At 70.3% G+C, this 16,497-nt stretch carries 16 protein-coding genes, 2 pseudogenes and 2 riboswitches; of the genes and pseudogenes, 13 read left to right on the top strand and 5 right to left on the bottom strand.

Features of this window, described 5'->3' with window-relative positions:
- From V7004_RS11465 to gcvT, 10 genes and pseudogenes are all read left to right on the top strand, one after another.
- Positions 1-1,476 (top strand): annotated as a pseudogene (locus V7004_RS11465) (mannose-1-phosphate guanyltransferase); the annotation flags it as partial.
- An 82-nt stretch (positions 1,477-1,558) separates the two neighbouring features.
- A complete protein-coding gene (gene gcvH / locus V7004_RS11470; protein ID WP_334144100.1) occupies positions 1,559-1,939 on the top strand; it encodes a glycine cleavage system protein GcvH in 381 nt (126 codons plus the stop codon).
- 9 nt (positions 1,940-1,948) lie between these two features.
- Entirely contained in the window at positions 1,949-2,449 is a 501-nt protein-coding gene (locus V7004_RS11475) for an FHA domain-containing protein (protein ID WP_334144101.1), read from the top strand.
- Positions 2,442-3,299 carry a transcriptional regulator FtsR gene (gene ftsR, locus V7004_RS11480; protein WP_334144103.1) on the top strand — a complete coding sequence of 286 codons (858 nt, stop codon included), beginning with the start codon at positions 2,442-2,444 and terminating at the stop codon, positions 3,297-3,299. The genes V7004_RS11475 and ftsR overlap by 8 nt, the downstream gene beginning before the upstream one ends.
- Before the next feature lie 54 nt (positions 3,300-3,353).
- Entirely contained in the window at positions 3,354-3,899 is a 546-nt protein-coding gene (hpt, locus tag V7004_RS11485) for a hypoxanthine phosphoribosyltransferase (RefSeq protein WP_334144121.1), read from the top strand.
- Positions 3,900-3,963: 64 nt separating this feature from the next.
- A complete protein-coding gene (locus V7004_RS11490; protein ID WP_334144104.1) occupies positions 3,964-4,446 on the top strand; it encodes a bifunctional nuclease family protein in 483 nt (160 codons plus the stop codon).
- 290 nt (positions 4,447-4,736) lie between these two features.
- Positions 4,737-5,225, top strand: a complete 489-nt coding sequence (locus V7004_RS11495; protein WP_334144105.1) for a MerR family transcriptional regulator — start codon at positions 4,737-4,739, stop codon at positions 5,223-5,225.
- 120 nt (positions 5,226-5,345) lie between these two features.
- Positions 5,346-5,663, top strand: coding sequence for a hypothetical protein (locus V7004_RS11500; RefSeq protein WP_334144106.1), 318 nt, complete (start codon positions 5,346-5,348; stop codon positions 5,661-5,663).
- 87 nt (positions 5,664-5,750) lie between these two features.
- Positions 5,751-6,518, top strand: a complete 768-nt coding sequence (locus tag V7004_RS11505) for a TetR/AcrR family transcriptional regulator (RefSeq protein ID WP_334144107.1) — start codon at positions 5,751-5,753, stop codon at positions 6,516-6,518.
- Between the two features lie 22 nt (positions 6,519-6,540).
- Positions 6,541-7,605 (top strand): glycine cleavage system aminomethyltransferase GcvT, encoded by a 1,065-nt coding sequence (gene gcvT, locus V7004_RS11510; protein WP_334144109.1) that lies wholly within the window; start codon positions 6,541-6,543, stop codon positions 7,603-7,605.
- A 7-nt stretch (positions 7,606-7,612) separates the two neighbouring features.
- Here gcvT and gcvP read toward each other — a convergent pair whose 3' ends face one another.
- The 4 genes from gcvP to V7004_RS11530 form a co-directional block, all read right to left on the bottom strand.
- Positions 7,613-10,495: an aminomethyl-transferring glycine dehydrogenase gene (gene gcvP, locus V7004_RS11515; RefSeq protein ID WP_334144111.1), complete on the bottom strand. Its 2,883-nt coding sequence runs from the start codon at positions 10,493-10,495 to the stop codon at positions 7,613-7,615.
- Positions 10,496-10,537: 42 nt separating this feature from the next.
- Positions 10,538-10,617: riboswitch (glycine riboswitch) on the bottom strand.
- Positions 10,618-10,620: 3 nt separating this feature from the next.
- Positions 10,621-10,722: riboswitch (glycine riboswitch) on the bottom strand.
- A 38-nt stretch (positions 10,723-10,760) separates the two neighbouring features.
- Complete coding sequence (locus V7004_RS11520; protein WP_442968050.1) at positions 10,761-11,921, bottom strand: LLM class flavin-dependent oxidoreductase; 1,161 nt, start codon at positions 11,919-11,921, stop codon at positions 10,761-10,763.
- A gap of 65 nt (positions 11,922-11,986) precedes the next feature.
- Positions 11,987-12,400: an ester cyclase gene (locus tag V7004_RS11525; protein ID WP_334144113.1), complete on the bottom strand. Its 414-nt coding sequence runs from the start codon at positions 12,398-12,400 to the stop codon at positions 11,987-11,989.
- 2 nt (positions 12,401-12,402) lie between these two features.
- Positions 12,403-13,140 (bottom strand): class II aldolase/adducin family protein, encoded by a 738-nt coding sequence (locus V7004_RS11530; protein WP_442968051.1) that lies wholly within the window; start codon positions 13,138-13,140, stop codon positions 12,403-12,405.
- 459 nt (positions 13,141-13,599) lie between these two features.
- On the opposite strand from V7004_RS11530, the gene V7004_RS11535 reads away from it, so the two are divergent.
- Positions 13,600-14,793, top strand: a complete 1,194-nt coding sequence (locus V7004_RS11535) for a hypothetical protein (protein ID WP_334144115.1) — start codon at positions 13,600-13,602, stop codon at positions 14,791-14,793.
- Between the two features lie 63 nt (positions 14,794-14,856).
- A complete protein-coding gene (locus V7004_RS11540) occupies positions 14,857-15,228 on the top strand; it encodes a hypothetical protein (protein ID WP_334144117.1) in 372 nt (123 codons plus the stop codon).
- Positions 15,229-15,296: 68 nt separating this feature from the next.
- On the opposite strand, the gene V7004_RS11545 is transcribed toward V7004_RS11540, so the two are convergent.
- Positions 15,297-16,007 (bottom strand): histidine phosphatase family protein, encoded by a 711-nt coding sequence (locus tag V7004_RS11545; RefSeq protein ID WP_334144118.1) that lies wholly within the window; start codon positions 16,005-16,007, stop codon positions 15,297-15,299.
- A 60-nt stretch (positions 16,008-16,067) separates the two neighbouring features.
- On the opposite strand from V7004_RS11545, the pseudogene V7004_RS11550 reads away from it, so the two are divergent.
- Positions 16,068-16,497: pseudogene (locus V7004_RS11550) on the top strand (hypothetical protein); the annotation flags it as partial.

Raw genomic sequence — 16,497 nt, forward strand, 5'->3', positions numbered from 1 at the left:
GTGCTGGGCGACGAGTGCTTCGTGGGGGACGATGCGCTGCTGGCGTCCGGGGTGAAGGTCTACCCCTTCAAGACCGTCGAGGCCGGGGCGGTGGTGAACACCTCGATCGTGTGGGAATCCCGGGGGGCGCGCAGCCTGTTCGGTCGGGACGGCATCGCCGGGCTGGCGAACGTCGACATCACCCCGGAGCTGGCGACTCGGGTGGCGATGGCCTTCGGGAGCACCCTCAAGAAGGGTGATCGGGTCATCACGTCCCGCGACTCGAGCCGGTCGGCGCGCATGCTGAAGCGCTCGATGATGGCGGGCCTCAACGCGGTGGGGGTGACGGTCGAGGATCTCGAGGTCGCCTCGGTGCCCGTCACTCGCTTCGTCCTGCGGCGGCCCACCGACAGCGCGGGCATCACGATTCGCTTGGTACCAGGGGACCCGCAGTCGGTGATCATCCGGTTCTTCGACTCCGAGGGCCTCGACATCACCGAGGACACCCAACGAAAGATCGAGCGGCTGTTCAACCGGGAGGACTTCCGGCGGGTCTTCCCCGGCGAGATCGGGGACATCGGCTTCGCCCCCCGGGCTCTCGAGCACTACTCCACCGCCCTCGAGTCGATCGTGGACATCGAGCGCATCCGGTCCAATCGCTTCAAGGTGGTCATCGACTACGCCTACGGTTCGACGTCGTTCGCGATGCCGAACGTGCTGGCGAAGCTCGGCTTGGACGTGCTGGCGGTCAACCCCTACGTGTCCACCGCAGGGGTGCTGCGCGACGACCTCGCCGGGCATGCGGCCAACGTGGCCAGCCTGGTCCGCTCCTCGGGATCCCACCTCGGTGGGGTGCTGGATCCGGACGGCGAACGGCTCATCCTCATCGACGACTCGGGTCACGTCCTTGACGACACGGAAGCCCTTCTCGCCATCCTCAGGTTGCTGCCAGGGAAGCTGCAGGGCGACCGGGTGGCCCTGCCGGTGTCGGTCACCTCCAAGGCTGAGGAGATCCTCGCCGAGCACGGCATCCAGGTGAGCTGGACCAAGCTGTCCAGCCCGGCGCTCATGGACGCCGCTCGGGAGCCAGGGGTGGGGTTCGCGGGGAACGACCACGGCAATTTCATCCTCCCCGGGTTCCTGCCGGGGTTCGACGCCTCTGCCACCTTCGTCAAGGTCCTGGACCTCCTGGCGTTCCAGGGGGTGCGCCTCTCGGAGGTCGTCGCCGGGCTGCCCCGGGTGCACCTGGTCCACGAGACCGTGGTGACGCCCTGGGATCAGAAGGGCACGGTGATGCGCTCTCTCGTGGAGCAGAGCAAGGACCGCGCCGTGTTGCTCGTCGACGGGGTGAAGGTGTTCCACGATCAGGGGTGGGCGCTCGCCCTGCCGGACCCGGAGGAGCCGATCACCCACATCTGGGCGGAAGGCGCCACCGGCACGGGGGCCCGGCAACTCGTGCAGGAATACGCCCGCCGGATCCGCCAGATGGTGCGCTGAGCCGCGCCGGGCCGACCCGCCCCCTCCCCTGAACCCTCGTGCGGATGTTGAGGGTTCGCCCGATCGGGTAGCGTGCGTGACCATGGACTTCCCGGGGGACCTCCGTTACTCGACCGATCACGAGTGGGTCCGGCTGGAGGACGGGCTCGTCCGCGTGGGTATCACCGACTACGCGCAGGACGCGCTCGGCGATGTCGTCTTCGTCGAGGTCCCTGAGGTGGGCGCCTCGGTCTCCGCCGGGGAGAAGATCAGCGAGGTGGAGTCCACCAAGTCGGTCAGTGACATCTACGCGCCAGTGTCGGGCACCATCACCCAGGTCAACACAGAGCTCGCCGACGAACCGGAGCGGCTCAACCAGGACCCGTACGGTGAGGGATGGATCTGCGTGCTCGAGCCGAGCGACCCCACCCAGCTCGACGCGTTGCTCGATGCCGACGCGTATCGAGCCCTGGTTGAAGGCTAGGAGGTGGCCGTGACCGACGTGTTCTGCAACAACTGCGGGCACCGGAACCCCCTCGGCTCCAACTTCTGCTCATCGTGTGGGGCGGTGCTCGAGACCCATGCGCCTGAGAGCACCACCATCACCTTTCATCCCACAGCGCCATCCGATCCGGTGGAGGAAGAGCTCGCGGTCGAGCTGGGGGAGTTCCCCGAGGACGTGGGCGTGCTGGTCGTCAAGCGGGGCCCCGCGGCCGGCTCCCGGTTCGCGCTCGACAAGCCGATCGTCACCGCCGGGCGTCATCCCGACAGCGACATCTTCCTCGACGACATCACCGTCTCCCGGCGCCACGCGGAGATCAGCAGGGGAGCGGAGGGTTACACGGTCCGTGATGTCGGCTCGCTCAACGGGACCTACGTGAACCGTGAGCGCATCGACTCCCCGGTGCCGCTGCGCAACGGGGACGAGGTCCAGATCGGCAAGTTCAAGCTGGTGTTCTTCCTGGGTGCCGGGCCGACCGAGACCGATGGTTGAGCGCAGCCACCTCTCGATCGGCGAGGTCCTGAACCTCCTCCAGGAGGAGTTCCCCGACGTCACGATCTCGAAGATCCGGTTCCTCGAGAGCCAGGGTCTGCTCGATCCCGAGCGCACGCCTTCCGGGTACCGGAAGTTCTACGACGCGGATATCGAGCGCCTCCGCTGGATCCTGCGTCAGCAGAAGGAGAACTTCCTCCCGCTGAAGGTGATCAAGGACCGACTCGCTGCTGGGGAGCTCGGCGAACCGGTCGGCGCCGCGAAGGCGTCGGGCCGCGCCGGATCGCCGTCGGGTACTGCGCGGTCGGCTCCCAGCTCGAGCCGCGACGCGGCGACACAGGGACCGGTGCCGGACGATGCGCCTGCCGAGCAGACCGGTCCGCAGGACAGGTCACCGGGCTCCCCACGGCCGGCTCGCAAGCGTCGCAACGGTTCTCAGACCTCGTTGCTGGACTCCGGCGAGACCGCGGTGAGCATGTCACTCGACGAGCTCGTGTCGGCGACCGGGCTGACCCCCAGGGTGATCGGCGAGCTCGAGCGCTTCGGGCTGCTGGCGAGCCGGACGCTCGGGGCGACCAGCTACTACGACGAGGATGCGCTGGTCGTGGGCCGGCTGGCGGCGAGCTTCCTTCGACACGGAGTCGAGCCGCGACACCTGCGCATGTACAAGGTGGCCGCAGAACGCGAATCGGGGGTGTTCGAGCAGCTCATCCTCCCGCTGCTCAAGCAGCGCAACCCGCAGTCCCGCCGTCAGGCCCTCGAGGTGCTGGACGAGTTGGCGCAGCTCGGTGAGCAGTTGCGAGCGGCGATGCTGCGGCACGCGCTCCGGGAGTACCTGGGCCAGAGCTGAGTCGTGGGCACCGAGGGCCCGCTCCCACCCCCACCGGAGCTGCTTGCCGATCGGGTGGCGATCGGGGCAGCCGTGACCCGGCTTGGACGAGAGATCTCAGCTCGGCACCGTGACGGGCTGGTGATCGTAGCGGTGCTGAAGGGCAGCCTGCTTTTCGTGAGCGACCTCATGCGCTCCTTCACGATCCAACCGGTCGTCGATTTCCTCGCGATCTCGCGGTACGCACCGGATTCGGGTCGGGTGCGCATCGTGAAAGACCTGGACCTGGACATCAGCGGTCGCGATGTCGTACTGGTGGAGGACATCGTCGACACCGGGCTCACGTTGGGATTCCTCCTCGGGGAGCTCGGGCGGCGCTCGCCCGCGTCGCTGGAGGTCTGCACGCTCCTCGACAAGCGGGTGCGCCGCATCCTCCCGGCGCCGCTGGCCTACGTCGGGTTCGAGGTCCCCGATGTCTTCGTCCTGGGGTACGGGCTTGACTTCGCCGGGCGGTACCGCAACCTCGACATGCTCATCGCTGCAGATCCGGTCGCCCTGACCGCCGATCCCGACATCTATGTCGACCAGCTCTACGGGGCGCACAGCCGAGGCTCGGGTTGAGTCCGGCTGAGCCCCGGGAGGCGGCAGCCAGAGTCAGCGCTCCGGGCGGTAGGGTGGCGAGCCGATGATCGAGATGGAGCTGGTCGCTGTTCGGATCGAACTTCCTGGCAACACGCCGGTGGTCCTCTTGCGGGAGCTGGCCGAGGAGCGCCGTATCCTGCCGATCTTCATCGGCCAGCCCGAGGCCACCGCCATCGCCTTCGCCCTCGACGGCGTGGTGACGCCTCGGCCGATGACCCACGACCTCATGAAGGACCTGCTCGACGAGCTCGGGGCCACGGTCGAGCGGATCGTGATCACCGAGCTGTCGGAGGGCACCTTCTTCGCCGAGATCCACCTGTCGGTGGGCGGGGTTGCGCACCGGGTCTCTAGCCGTCCGTCCGACGCCATCGCGCTGGCGCTGCGGGCCGGATGCCCCATCTTCGCGGAGGAGGCCGTCCTGGCCGAGGCCGGGCTGGTCGAGGAGGCCGAGCAGGAGAGCGAGGAAGTAGTGGAGAAGTTCCGTGAGTTCATCGAATCGGTGAACCCCGACGATTTCGCCTCCTGACTGTGGTCCAGACGTACCGGAAAGTTCGACCTCACGTTGAGGTCGAACCTGTCACGCTGATGGGCTCCACCTCTTCCCGCGATTGATCGTTGACCTTCGGCCACCGATCTGCGTACCCTGACCTTCACTCACACGGGCGTAATTCCCTCGATGTGACCTGAGGGTCCACGGTGAGTGTCGAGCGTCAGGGCGGCGCCCGGTCCGGAGAACCGCGGCTGCCGGCCATGGCGCCGGGTGATGACCGACCAGCGCGGCCGAGCCGCCGAGACGACGTGTGTGGGGGCTGGGAGATGACTACTCGAGATGCGGGCGAGGGGTACAGCGGGGCGAAGGCCGCGGAGATCGTCGGCATCACCTACCGCCAGCTCGACTACTGGGCGCGCACCGATCTGGTGCGGCCGTCCCTGGAGGACGCCCGCGGGAGCGGCACCCGCCGGCGCTACAGCTACCGGGATCTCCTGGAGCTCAAGGTGGTCAAGACGTTGCTCGACGCCGGGATCCGGCTCGAGACGGTGCGGGAGGTCTTCACCTACCTCCGCGAGCACCTGGGTGAGGATGTCACCCGAGCCAACCTGGTCATCCAGGGCAGCCGGTCGGTGCTCATCCAGACCGATGGCGAGCTGATCGACCTGGTCAAGAAGGGCCAGGGAGTGCTCAACGTCCTGTCGCTCGCTGGCGTGAAGGATGAGGTCGACGCCCGGATCGTCGAGCTGCGGCCCACGCCGGGCGAGGAACCGGTCGGGGAGGCGACGGTGACCCGCCTCGCGAGCGGGGGCTGAGCACTGGCCACCCGGCCGCTCCCTCACGAGCGCGTCGCGTTCGCGCACAACTCGGAACGTCAGTTCGCGAAGCTTCTCGACTTCTACGGCATCGAGTGGGCGTACGAACCTCGCACTTTCGTGCTTGAGCGCGACCCGAAGGGTAAGCCGCTGGAAGCGTTCACCCCTGACTTCTACCTGCCCGCCTACGACCTCTACATCGAGATCACCACGCTGAAGCAGAAGTTGGTGACCAAGAAGAACCGCAAGGCGCGCAAGCTGCGTGAACGGTACCCGGGGACCAACATCACGGTGCTCTACCAGCGTGACTACCTCAACCTGCTGGTGAAGTACGGCCTCGAGTCGCCCGAGCAGTTGGCCGGCTACGTTGGCGGCTCGACCGCGGGGGAGAGCACCGACAGCCTCCTCGGCCTCGGGGTGCTCCACCCGCCGGTCTGAGCCGCACCGAGCCGCCGAGGTCCCCGCCCTTCGCTCGCCCGGTGGACCATCCGCGCCCTGGAGTTGAACCGCGTTCATACTTTGAACGTGGTTCAACTCCAGGTGGTGCCAGACGACCGGCGAGAGCGGGCACGCGACCGGAAGCGACGCAGGTTCCTCGCTGCCGCCGGCCGGGTCATCGATGAGCGGGGCCTGGCGGGGCTGACCATGCAGGCCGTCGCCGAGGATCTCGACTGTGCGGTCGGCACGATCTACACGTACTTCGAGTCGAAGGCCGCGCTGCTGGCCGCCCTCCAGGCGGAGGCGGTGGAGACCCTGCTCGCCTCCTACCGGACGGCCGCCGCGAGCTGGGACCCCGTGCTCGAGGAAGGGGAGGGTCTCGACCCCGGGTTGAGGGCGCTGGTGCACCTGCAGGCGTTCGGCGCGTTCTTCTGCGCCGCGTCGGTGGTGCTCGCCGACGAGTTCCACCTCCAACGCCTGCTCCTGAGCGAGCGCCCGCCTGGCAGCTCCGCGACCGATCAGCGCAGGCCGATGGCGGTGCTGGAGCGACTCTTCGAGATCCCTCGATCCCTGGTGGACGGCGCGGTGGCGTGCGACGTGCTCGAGCCCGGCGACACCCTCGAACGGGTGGTCCGCTGGCTGGCTGCACTCGACGGGGTGCTGCTGGTCGACGCCCTGGCCGGCGTCGACCGACACCTCTTCCGGGGGCAGCACCACGGCCGAGCCCTGACCGCGGACCTGCTCGTGGGTTGGGGGGCGGATCGGGCCGACGTGGAGGTCGCAGCCAGCCACGTCGATCGGCTGGCGGCGGTCGGACCGCTGGCGCCGCCCCCGCAGGGCCCGGGCTACGAGTGAGCACCGGTAGTGTCCGGTGTCGATGACGCTGCGCCGCTCACCGCTCGACCGGGCACACCGGGACCTAGAGGCCAGGATGGTTGCCTTCGGGGGATGGGAGATGCCCCTGCAGTACCGCGAGGGCACCATCGCCGAACACCTGGCCTGTCGGCAGGGCGCGGCGGTGTTCGACGTCAGCCACCTCGGGACCGTGCGGGTCAACGGCCCGGGCGCGCTCGACGTCTTGCAGGCCGCGTTCACGAACGACCTGCGCAAGATCGGGCCGGGCCGGGCCCAGTACACCCACCTGCTCGATCCCGCCGACGCCTCGGTGCTCGACGACATCATCGTGTGGTGGGTGGGGCCTGAGGACTTCGATGTGATGCCCAACGCATCGAACACCGACCGGGTGGTGGCGGCGCTGGAGGGCGCGACCGCGCGGGACGTCACCGCCTCGAGGGCCGTGCTCGCCGTCCAGGGCCCCGATGCGCGGGCCCGGCTGAGCCGGGTCAGCCCGCAGGCCGCGGCGGTCGGGCGGTTCCGGGTCGCCGCGATCGACTGGAGCGGGGTGCCGCTGGTGGTGGCGGGAACCGGCTACACGGGGGAGGACGGCGTCGAGATCGCGGTGCCCGCCGACCATGCCGAGCCGCTGTGGTCTGCCCTGCTGGACGCGGGCATCACCCCCGCCGGCCTGGGGGCCCGGGACACGCTGCGCCTGGAGGCCGGCCTGCCCCTGCACGGGCACGAGCTCGGGCCGGGCATCACCCCCCTGCAGGCCGGGCTCGGCTGGGTGGTGAGCTGGGACAAGGGCCCCTTCCGGGGCCGGGCCCCGCTGCTCGCGGAGCGGGAGGCGGGCCCGGCCCGGCGGCTGCGAGGTCTGGTCACCGAGGGCCGGCGCCCGCCCCGGGCGGGGCAGGAGGTACGCCGGGCCGGCGAGCCGCTGGGCACGGTCACCAGCGGGAACTTCTCACCGGTGCTGGGCCACGGTATCGCCCTGGCGCTGCTCCCGCCCGAGGTGGGCGAGGGTGAGTCACTGCAGATCGACGCCCGGGGCGCCGAGCTGCCGGCGCGGGTCGTGCGTACCCCGTTCGTGTCCCGCGATCGCTGAGCCGATCTCAGGTCAAGTACGCCTCCACCGGGGGGCAGGCACACACGACGTTGCGGTCACCGTAGGCGCCGTCGATACGACTCACCGGAGGCCAGTACTTCCCGGCCCGCAGCGCGGCCACCGGGTAGGCGGCCAGCTCCCGGGGATAGGGGTGCGACCAATGGTCGACCAGGACGTCCTCGGCGGGGTGAGGGGCGTTGGCGAGCGGGTTGTCGTCTCTCGGCCACTCCCCGGCAGCCACCCGGTCGATCTCGGCCCGGATGGCGATCATGGCGTCGCAGAAACGGTCGAGCTCGGCCCGACTCTCGGATTCGGTGGGCTCGATCATCAGCGTGCCCGCCACCGGGAACGACATGGTCGGGGCATGGAACCCGTAGTCGATGAGGCGCTTGGCGATGTCGTCGACGGTGACGCCGGTGGCTTTGGTCAGCGGGCGGATGTCGACGATGCACTCGTGGGCAACCATCCCGTTCTGTCCCGTGTAGAGGATCGGGTAGTGGGCACCGAGGCGGGCGGCGACGTAGTTGGCAGCGAGGATGGCGTGCCGGGTGGCCTCGAGGAGCCCTTCGGCGCCCATCAAGGTGATGTAGGCCCAGGAGATGGGCAGGATGCCCGCCGACCCCCAGGGCGCGGCGGAGATGGGCCCCACACCGGTGGCAGGCCCCGCCGCGGCCACCACCGGGTGGTTCGGCAGGTAGGGCGCCAGGTGGGCCCGCACCGCCACCGGCCCCACACCGGGACCGCCACCGCCGTGGGGGATGCAGAACGTCTTGTGGAGGTTGAGGTGGGACACGTCCGCGCCGAACTGGCCGGGCTTGGCCACCCCGACCAGGGCGTTGAGGTTGGCGCCGTCGAGGTAGACCTGCCCACCGTGGCGATGGACGGTGTCGCAGATCTCGGTGATGCCTGCCTCGAACACGCCGTGGGTCGAGGGGTAGGTGACCATCACACACGACAGCGAGCCCGCATGCTCGGTGGCCTTGCGCTCCAGGTCGTCAAGGTCGACGTTGCCCTGCTGGTCGCAGGCCACGACCACCACCCGCAACCCGGCCATCGCGGCGCTGGCGGCGTTCGTCCCGTGCGCGGAGGCCGGGATCAGGCAGACGTCCCGGTGCCCTTCACCTCTCGATGCCTGGTAGGCGCGGATGGCGAGCAGGCCCGCCAGCTCGCCCTGCGAGCCGGCGTTGGGTTGCACCGACACCGCGTCGTAGCCCGTGATCTCGGCCAGCATGTGCTCGAGGTCGCCGATGAGCTCCCGGTACCCCTGGGTCTGCTCCGCGGGGGCGAACGGGTGGATGGCTGCGAACTCCGGCCAGGTGACGGGCACCATCTCGGTGGTGGCGTTGAGCTTCATGGTGCATGAACCGAGGGGGATCATCGCCCGGTCGAGGGCGATGTCGCGATCGGCGAGGCGGCGCAGGTACCGCAGCATCTCCGTCTCGGAGTGGTACGAATTGAACACCGGGTGGGTGAGGAACGCCGAGCGGCGCCGCAGACCCGCCGGGATGGCATCACCGACGGTGAGGTCGAGCTCGTCGACGGATGCCTCGACCCCGAACGCCTCCCAGACGAGCTCCACGGTCCGGCGGGTGCTGGTCTCGTCGAGGGTGATGCCCAGCTCGCCTTCGCCCAGGGCGTGGACCCGCAGGTTGATCCCGCGGGCCCGGGCGCGCTCGACGATCGCCTGCCGCTGCCCGCCGGCCCGTACCAGGAGGGTGTCGAAGAAACCGTCGTGCACCACCTCGACGCCACCGGCGCGCAGTCCCGCAGCGAGGATGGCGGTCAGCCGGTGCACCCGCTCGGCGATCCGGGTGAGTCCACCCGGCCCGTGGTAGGCCGCGTAGAGGCCGGCGATCACCGCCAGCAGGACCTGCGCGGTGCAGATGTTGCTCGTGGCCTTCTCCCGGCGGATGTGCTGCTCCCGGGTCTGCAGCGTGAGCCGGTACGCGCGCCGCCCGGCGGCGTCGACGGAGACGCCGACCAGCCGCCCCGGGAGCGTGCGTTTGGCCGACTCCCGCACCGCCATGAACCCCGCATGGGGCCCGCCGAAGCCCAGCGGCACCCCGAACCGCTGGGCCGATCCGACGACCACATCGGCTCCGATCTCACCCGGCGGGCGCAGCAGTACGAGGGCGAGCAGGTCCGCGGCCACCGCCACCAGCGCACCCTGGGCGTGGGCCCGCTCGATCAGCTCGGCGTGGTCGCGCACCGCACCGGTGGAGCCCGGGTACTGCAGCAGCACACCGAAGACGCCTTCGCCGGGGAGGTCGGCGTCCGGGTCGCCGACGATCGTGTCCAGCCCGAGGGCCCGGGCCCGGGTCGCCACCACCCCGACCGTCTGCGGGTGGCAGTCGGCGTCGACGAAAAACACCGACCCGGCTCGGGGGTTCTGGCGGTGGCACAGGGCCATGGCTTCCGCGGCGGCGGTGCCCTCGTCGAGCAGGGACGCGTTCGCCAGCTCCATCCCCGTGAGGTCGGTCACCATGGTCTGAAAGTTCAGGAGTGCTTCCAGGCGCCCCTGGGAGATCTCGGGCTGGTAGGGCGTGTAGGCCGTGTACCACGCCGGGTTCTCCAACACGTTGCGCTGGATCACCGGCGGGGTGATGGTGTTCGCGTAGCCCATGCCGATCAGGGACGTGGCCACCACGTTGCGCCCGGCCAGGTCCCGTAGGCGCTCGAGGGTCTCCGTCTCGGTGCACGGCGGTGCCAGCTCGAGGGGCTTGTCCCAACGGATCGAGGCCGGCACGACGCGATCGATCAACTCGTCGAGGGACGCGCAGCCCAACATGGCGAGCATCGCGTCGCGGTCGGCCGGGGTGGGACCGATGTGGCGGCGGGCGAACCCGTGGTGGTCCTCGAGGTCGTGCAGGGATGGCGGATCAGCGGTCATCGACGGGGCTCCGGGGTGGCGCGAACGGACTCGGACACCCCCCGCTGTCGTCGGTACCTGAGAGTTTGTGCCCCTTCGGTGAGCCACGGCCGCGATGGCCGATCCGTGGCTGCTCTCCAGCGTCGCCTACGCCTGCGGTGCGGGGGCCTGAGAGATTCCGGGGTGGTTGCTCCTTCGGCGCCACGCTCGGCGTCGTTGCCGGGCGGGGACTCTCCCACAGGCGATCATCGGCCTCGGTTGTGCGCCCAGCCTATCCCGGCCCGGCTCACCCCTCGGCCTTGGCCGCCTTCTCCTCGGCATGCTGCTGGATCGCCGACATGATGGCGCCCCCGGCAGCGCCGATGAACCGTTCCCGGTTGGCGGCCACCCACTCCTTGGACGCCGCGGGTCGCACGGCCGAGCCCTGGAAGTGGGGCATGACGTACTGGGCGATCAGCTCGTAGGACCGGTGGGTCGCCGCGGGGTCGGCCCACTCGTGGGCCTGCACCAGGAAGGTGCCGAAGCCGCCGTCGCTCTGCTCGATCAGGTGCTCGATGAAGGCGATCAGGTCTTCCGGGGTGCCGACCACACCGGCGCCACTGTCGTTCATCTGATCGGCCAGGGAATCCGGTGGGCCTTCAGGCACCATCGGCAACGCCGCCACCTTGCGGAAGTACTCGAAGTAGGCCTCGAGCCCGTACTCGACGTCCCGGTAGGCCTGCTCCCTGGTTTCGGCCACGTGCACCTGGCTCACCAGCCGCCAGGCTCGGCGATCGGCCACGTGGTCGAACTCTGCCGCCCGCTCCTCGCAGACCTGCCAGTGCTGGCCGAGCAGGTCGATTCCCGCTCGTTGCGTGGCGCCGATCGAGAGCAACGAGCACCCGAACTTGCCCGCAGCCCGGGGGCCCGAGGGGGAGATCATGGCCGCCACCGCCACCTCGGGATGAGGCTGGGTGTAGGGCCGGAGGTGGAGCCGGGCGTTGTCGAGCGTGAACCACTCCCCGTCGTGGGTGACCGGTTCGTCGGAGCGCAGGAGACGGAGGATGACATCCAGCGCTTCTTCCATCCGGGGTCGCTGCGTCGCGGGGTCGATGCCGAGCATGAAGGCGTCGGACGGCAGCGCCCCCGGGCCCACGCCGAGCATCACCCGGCCCCGGGTGAGGTGATCGAGCAGCACGATGCGCTGCGCCACCATGAACGGGTGGTGGTAGGGGAGCGACACCACCCCCGTGCCGAGACGGATGTGCCTGGTGCGCTCGGCCGCGGTGGCGATGAACAGCTCCGGTGAGGCGATGAGCTCGTAGCCCCCGGAGTGGTGCTCGCCGATCCAGGCTTCGTCGAAGCCCAGGCGGTCCAGGTGCACGATGAGTTCGAGGTCGCGCTGGAGAGCCAAGGTGGGGTTCTGGCCCGTGGGGTGGAACGGTGCCATGAAGGTGCCGAAGCGCAGGGGCCAGTCCATGGGGGGCTATTCGAGTCCAACTTGACTGATCGGTCAAGTAGTCACGGGCCCGGTCACGCCAACTGGCGGGCGATGGTGGCGTGGTCGAAGTAGTTCCGGAAGCAGGTGAGCGTGTCGCCGTCGAAAAGGAAGAACGCGGCCGCTCGGAAGCGGAAGCCCTTGCCGGTGGGCTCGAACCCCTCGATCCGGCCCCGATGGGTGCCGGTGACCCAGGCCTCCGCGATGACCGCGTCGTCGGCGTGGTACAGAGCGATCAGCTCGGCGCCGTAGTCGGGGAAGGCGTTGCGGCGTTCCTTCAGGTACCGGGTGCAGACCTCCACGCCGTCGTAGACCCGGTTGTTGCCGATCAGCTCGTAGCGAGGGTGGGGGAACACCTCCGGGAGGCGGTCGAGATCCCCCGTTCGCTCGATCTCGAGCAGGGCCTCGATGACGGCCTCCCGTCGCCGGCGAAGCTGCGGGTCGGGCACGATCAGTCGAGGAGATCGGGCTGCTCACGCACGATCACGTCGTAGAGCGGCTGGAAGCTGAGCCAACCCGCCACGTGGTTGCCGACCTGGCGCGAGGTGAGCTCGGCCATCTCGGGCTCGATCGGCACCAGGGGTCCTGCCGCCTGCGCCAGGAGCTGGGCCTGGCAGCTGCGCTCCATCGTGATGAACCACCAGACGGCTTCGTCCACCGACTGCCCGACCGTGAGCAGGCCGTGGTTGCGCAGGATGACGGCTTTGTGATCACCGAGCGCGTGGGCGATGCGCTTGCCCTCTTCGAGGTCGAGGACCACACCCGTGTAGTCGTCGAACAGCGCGTGGTCGCCGTGGAAGGCGCATACATCCTGGGTGATGGGCTGGAGGAGCTGGCCGAGGGCGGAGAACGCCTTGCCGTACACGGAGTGGGCGTGCGCGGCAGCCATCACATCCGGCCGGGCGGCGTGCACCTGGGAGTGGATCGCGAACGCGGCCTTGTTGATGTCCCAGTCGCCCTCGACGATCTCGCCCTCGGCGTTGCACAGGATCAGATCGCTCACCCGGATGTGTTGGAAGGGCATGGCGAACGGGTTGACCCAGAAGTGATCGGTGAGCTCCGGATCGCGGGCGGTGATGTGGCCCGCGACGCCTTCGCTGAAGCCGAACTTGCCGAACAGGCGAAAACCTGCCGCCAGCCGCTGCTTGATGTGCAGCCGCTGCGCTTCGACCGAGTCGAAGCTCGGCATGGCGTAGGGGATGGGCTTGCCCACGTGGTGCCTCCTGCGGTCCCTGCCGTCGCGAAGCGACGCGCCCCCCGACGGCACCGAGTCTACGACGGCACCGATCGCTCGGCTCGATCGGCTGGCCGGATCGGTACGCGGTGGCCGGAGGGCCAGCGGTTGACGCCGAGGCCCAGACCATGGTTTGGTGCCCGGCGACAACCGAGACCACATCGGAGTCGGGGAAGCCGGTCGAAGTCCGGCGCTGACCCGCAACCGTAGGTCGAGCGGATGCTCCGCTCGGCGAGCCGGAATGCCGGCTCCGGTGCGAGGCTCTCACCGAGGCACCGTCGTGGATTTGCGGGGCTGAGCCTGAGACAGCACTCAGCGCCCCTGCCCGATTCCGAGCAGGGGCGCTGCGCGTGAGGTTCCCGGCCGCGACGAGCTGGCACCGCTGAGGCGGGGCCGGAGGAAGGAGGAACCCACGTGAGAACCTACGTGAGATGGACCGGCACCGGGGTGCGGCGGCTGGGGACGACACTGGTCGTGCTCGCCGTGGTCACCGCGGGGCTCGCACCCGCCGGGGCCACACCCCCGTCGAGCGACCCGCCGACCGCGGCCGCATACGGCGCCCGCTGGCTCGCCGGGCAGGTCTCCGCGGCGGGCGCCTTGCCGGATTTCAATGGCGACCCCGCGGTGGGCCCGACCGTCGGGGGCGCGCTGGCCCTCGCCGCGGCAGGGGTCGAGGGTGAGACGTTCGGGCGGATGCTCGCCTTCATCGAGTCCGACGCGGAGTCCTACGTCAACCCGTCCGGCAACGACAGTCCGGGCGCGATCGGCTACCTCCTGCTGCTCAGCGCCGCGGCGGGGGAGGACCCCACCTCGTTCGGCGGCATCGACCTGATCAGCCGGCTCGATGCGACGCTGGGCGCCTTCGCACCGGGCCTGTACGGCGCGGACGACCCCACCTTCGACGGCACGGTGCGTCAGGCGCTGGCCCTGCTCGGCCTGGCGGCCCATGGCGTCACCCCACCACCGGAGGCCGTGGACTGGTTGATCGACCAGCAGTGCGGGACCGGCTCACCGGCCGGCACGGTGGGTGCCTGGCAGGCCTACCGGGCCGATACCAGCCAGCCCTGCGATACGCCGAACCCACTCACCTTCGCCGGGCCGGACAGCAACTCCACCGCCTTCGCCCTGCAGGCGCTCGCGGCCCTCGGGGTCACCCCGCCTGAGGATGGGCTCGGCCTGCTCGCGTCCTGGCAGCAACCTGACGGGGGCTTCGAGTTCCTGCCGGGTCTGGGTGTCGATCCGAACTCGACCGCGCTGGTGATCCAGGCGATCGTCGCCGGTGGGGAGGATCCCGCCGCTGGCCGGTGGGTGCAGCCGGGCGGATCCGCGATGACGTCGTTGCTGTCCTGGCAGCTCGGCTGTGACCGCCCGGAGGCCGAGCGGGGCGGCTTCGCCAGCCCGTTCAGTGACGGCGCGCCTGATCTGCTGGCGACCACCCAGGCCGTTTGGGGGGCCTCCGGCCAGGCGTTCCCGCTCCAGGTGCGAGTGTTCACCCCAGCCCCCGATCCCTGTGAGGTGCCTCCCGTGCCGGACTCGGCTGGCCCGACCACGACCGCCGGCATGGGCGGTGTGCAGGTCCCGGTGGCCGCGCCCCGGTACGCGGGATAGCCGCCCATCGACCAGCCTGGGTGGTCCGCCGCCGCAGCCGTCCCCCGCCGTAGATTTCGTCACATGACGAAAGTCGAGCGGAAGACGGCAGCGGCGGCGGTGCCCCCGTGCCGGTGGTGCGGACGACCGGTGGCTCGGTCCGGCCGTGGGCGGCCCCGGCTGTACTGCCGGCAGGGCTGCCGCCAGCAGGCGTACCTGGCTCGCAAGCTCGCCGGCACCCACGGCCTGGGTGCCGGCGACGTGATCGTCGACCGGGACCGGCTCGAGGAGCTCCAGAGCCTGCTGTACTGCCTGCAGGCCGCGATCGAGGACGTCGATCGGGATCTCGCGGCCTCGGATCGCTGCGCCGACGTGCGGGACGCGCTCCGCTGGCTCCTCGACAACGCCCGGCCCTTGGCCGGGGTGTGGATCGAGCCCCGGACCGCCGAGCCTTGATGTCCAGTCCAACTTTACGTAACGAGGATTATCGGCGGATTGTCGTCCCCAAGGGCCATCCGCAGCGGTCAGGTCGGAGGCTCGCCGGCCACCGAGAGCTCGCCGGCGAGGTGGCCGGTGTCGTTGAAGCGGCGCAGCACCCAGCGGTCGCCGATGGCCACCAGGTGGCTGATCGAGCCGTTATCGCTGCCGGCGAAGGCGAACGGGCGGCTGCCCGTGACAGTCGCCAGCGCGCAACCGATCACCCCGCCGTGGGCCACGACCACCACCCGCTCGTCGGGGTGGGCGCGGGCGATCCGATCGAGCGCGGGCATCACCCGCGCCCGGAGCTGGTCGTTGGTCTCCGCCCCAGGGATGAGACCCCAGTCCTCGGCTTCCATGGCGGCGACGAACCGGGGATCGCGCCTGGCGGCCATGATCCTGAGCATGCCCCCCTCCCACTCGCCGAGGTACACCTCGCGCAGGTCGGGCTCCACCAGCGGTGTGATCCCGAGGCGCTGGGCGAGAGGCTGCGCGGTCTCGACCGTCCGGCGCAGCGTGGTCACGTAGATCGCGTCGACCCGCTCTCCCGCCAGGCGCATGCCGAGCTGCTCGGCCTGCCAGCGGCCCTCCGGTGACAGCGGGGGGTCGCCGTGGCCTCCCACCAGCGGGAAGGGCCGGTCCTCACGGGCGGGTGCCGACTCGCCGTGGCGGACCAGGAGGACCTCGGTCGACCCGGGCGGCGCACGGAAGCGGAACTGGCGGTGTTCGACCGGCTGAGCGGGTTGGCGCGTGGTCACGGGCTGAGCAGGCTAGGCCATTCGCCCGGCTGCGCGATGGGCCGGTACCGTGTCAGGCCTATGCCACGCCGCATCGAGGTTGAGCTCACCAGCTCCCGCGACGACGGGACCTGGACCTGGCGCGCGGCTGGTGCGAAGCAACCGAAGGGCGAGCTGGACGGCTCCCTGCTGTACCCCGGCGCCAAGGTGGGTGACGTGGTGCGCGCCGACGCCGAGTTCTACGTCGACGGCATCACCGTCACGGCCGTGCTGCCACCCAAAGAGAAGAGCCGCAAGGAGCCCGAGCGCATCGAGCTCATCGGGCCCCCACGTCGTGACGAGGCGCTCGTGACCACCCGGCTGGCCCGCAAGAAATCTCCGGCCGGGCGCGAGCGCGAGCCCGCGGCGCGCACCGGGCGGCGCGAGGGTGCCGGTGGCCGCGAGCGTGCTCCCCGGCCGGGCCGCGAGCACGAGCGTGGTGCCGAGCGGCGGGAACGCCGGCCCCGCCCCG

This window comes from Rhabdothermincola sp., assembly GCF_036846205.1.
In the GTDB taxonomy this organism is placed as follows: domain Bacteria; phylum Actinomycetota; class Acidimicrobiia; order Acidimicrobiales; family Acidimicrobilacustridaceae; genus Rhabdothermincola.

Excerpts from the sequence above, each read along its gene's own strand:
- ftsR (WP_334144103.1), top strand. The coding sequence starts at position 2,442 with ATGGTTGAGCGCAGCCACCTCTCGATCGGCGAGGTCCTGAACCTCCTC.
- gcvH (WP_334144100.1), top strand. The coding sequence starts at position 1,559 with ATGGACTTCCCGGGGGACCTCCGTTACTCGACCGATCACGAGTGGGTC.
- gcvT (WP_334144109.1), top strand. The coding sequence starts at position 6,541 with ATGACGCTGCGCCGCTCACCGCTCGACCGGGCACACCGGGACCTAGAG.
- V7004_RS11540 (WP_334144117.1), top strand. The coding sequence starts at position 14,857 with ATGACGAAAGTCGAGCGGAAGACGGCAGCGGCGGCGGTGCCCCCGTGC.
- V7004_RS11490 (WP_334144104.1), top strand. The coding sequence starts at position 3,964 with ATGATCGAGATGGAGCTGGTCGCTGTTCGGATCGAACTTCCTGGCAAC.
- V7004_RS11495 (WP_334144105.1), top strand. The coding sequence starts at position 4,737 with ATGACTACTCGAGATGCGGGCGAGGGGTACAGCGGGGCGAAGGCCGCG.
- gcvP (WP_334144111.1), bottom strand. The coding sequence starts at position 10,495 with ATGACCGCTGATCCGCCATCCCTGCACGACCTCGAGGACCACCACGGG.
- V7004_RS11530 (WP_442968051.1), bottom strand. The coding sequence starts at position 13,140 with ATGCCGAGCTTCGACTCGGTCGAAGCGCAGCGGCTGCACATCAAGCAG.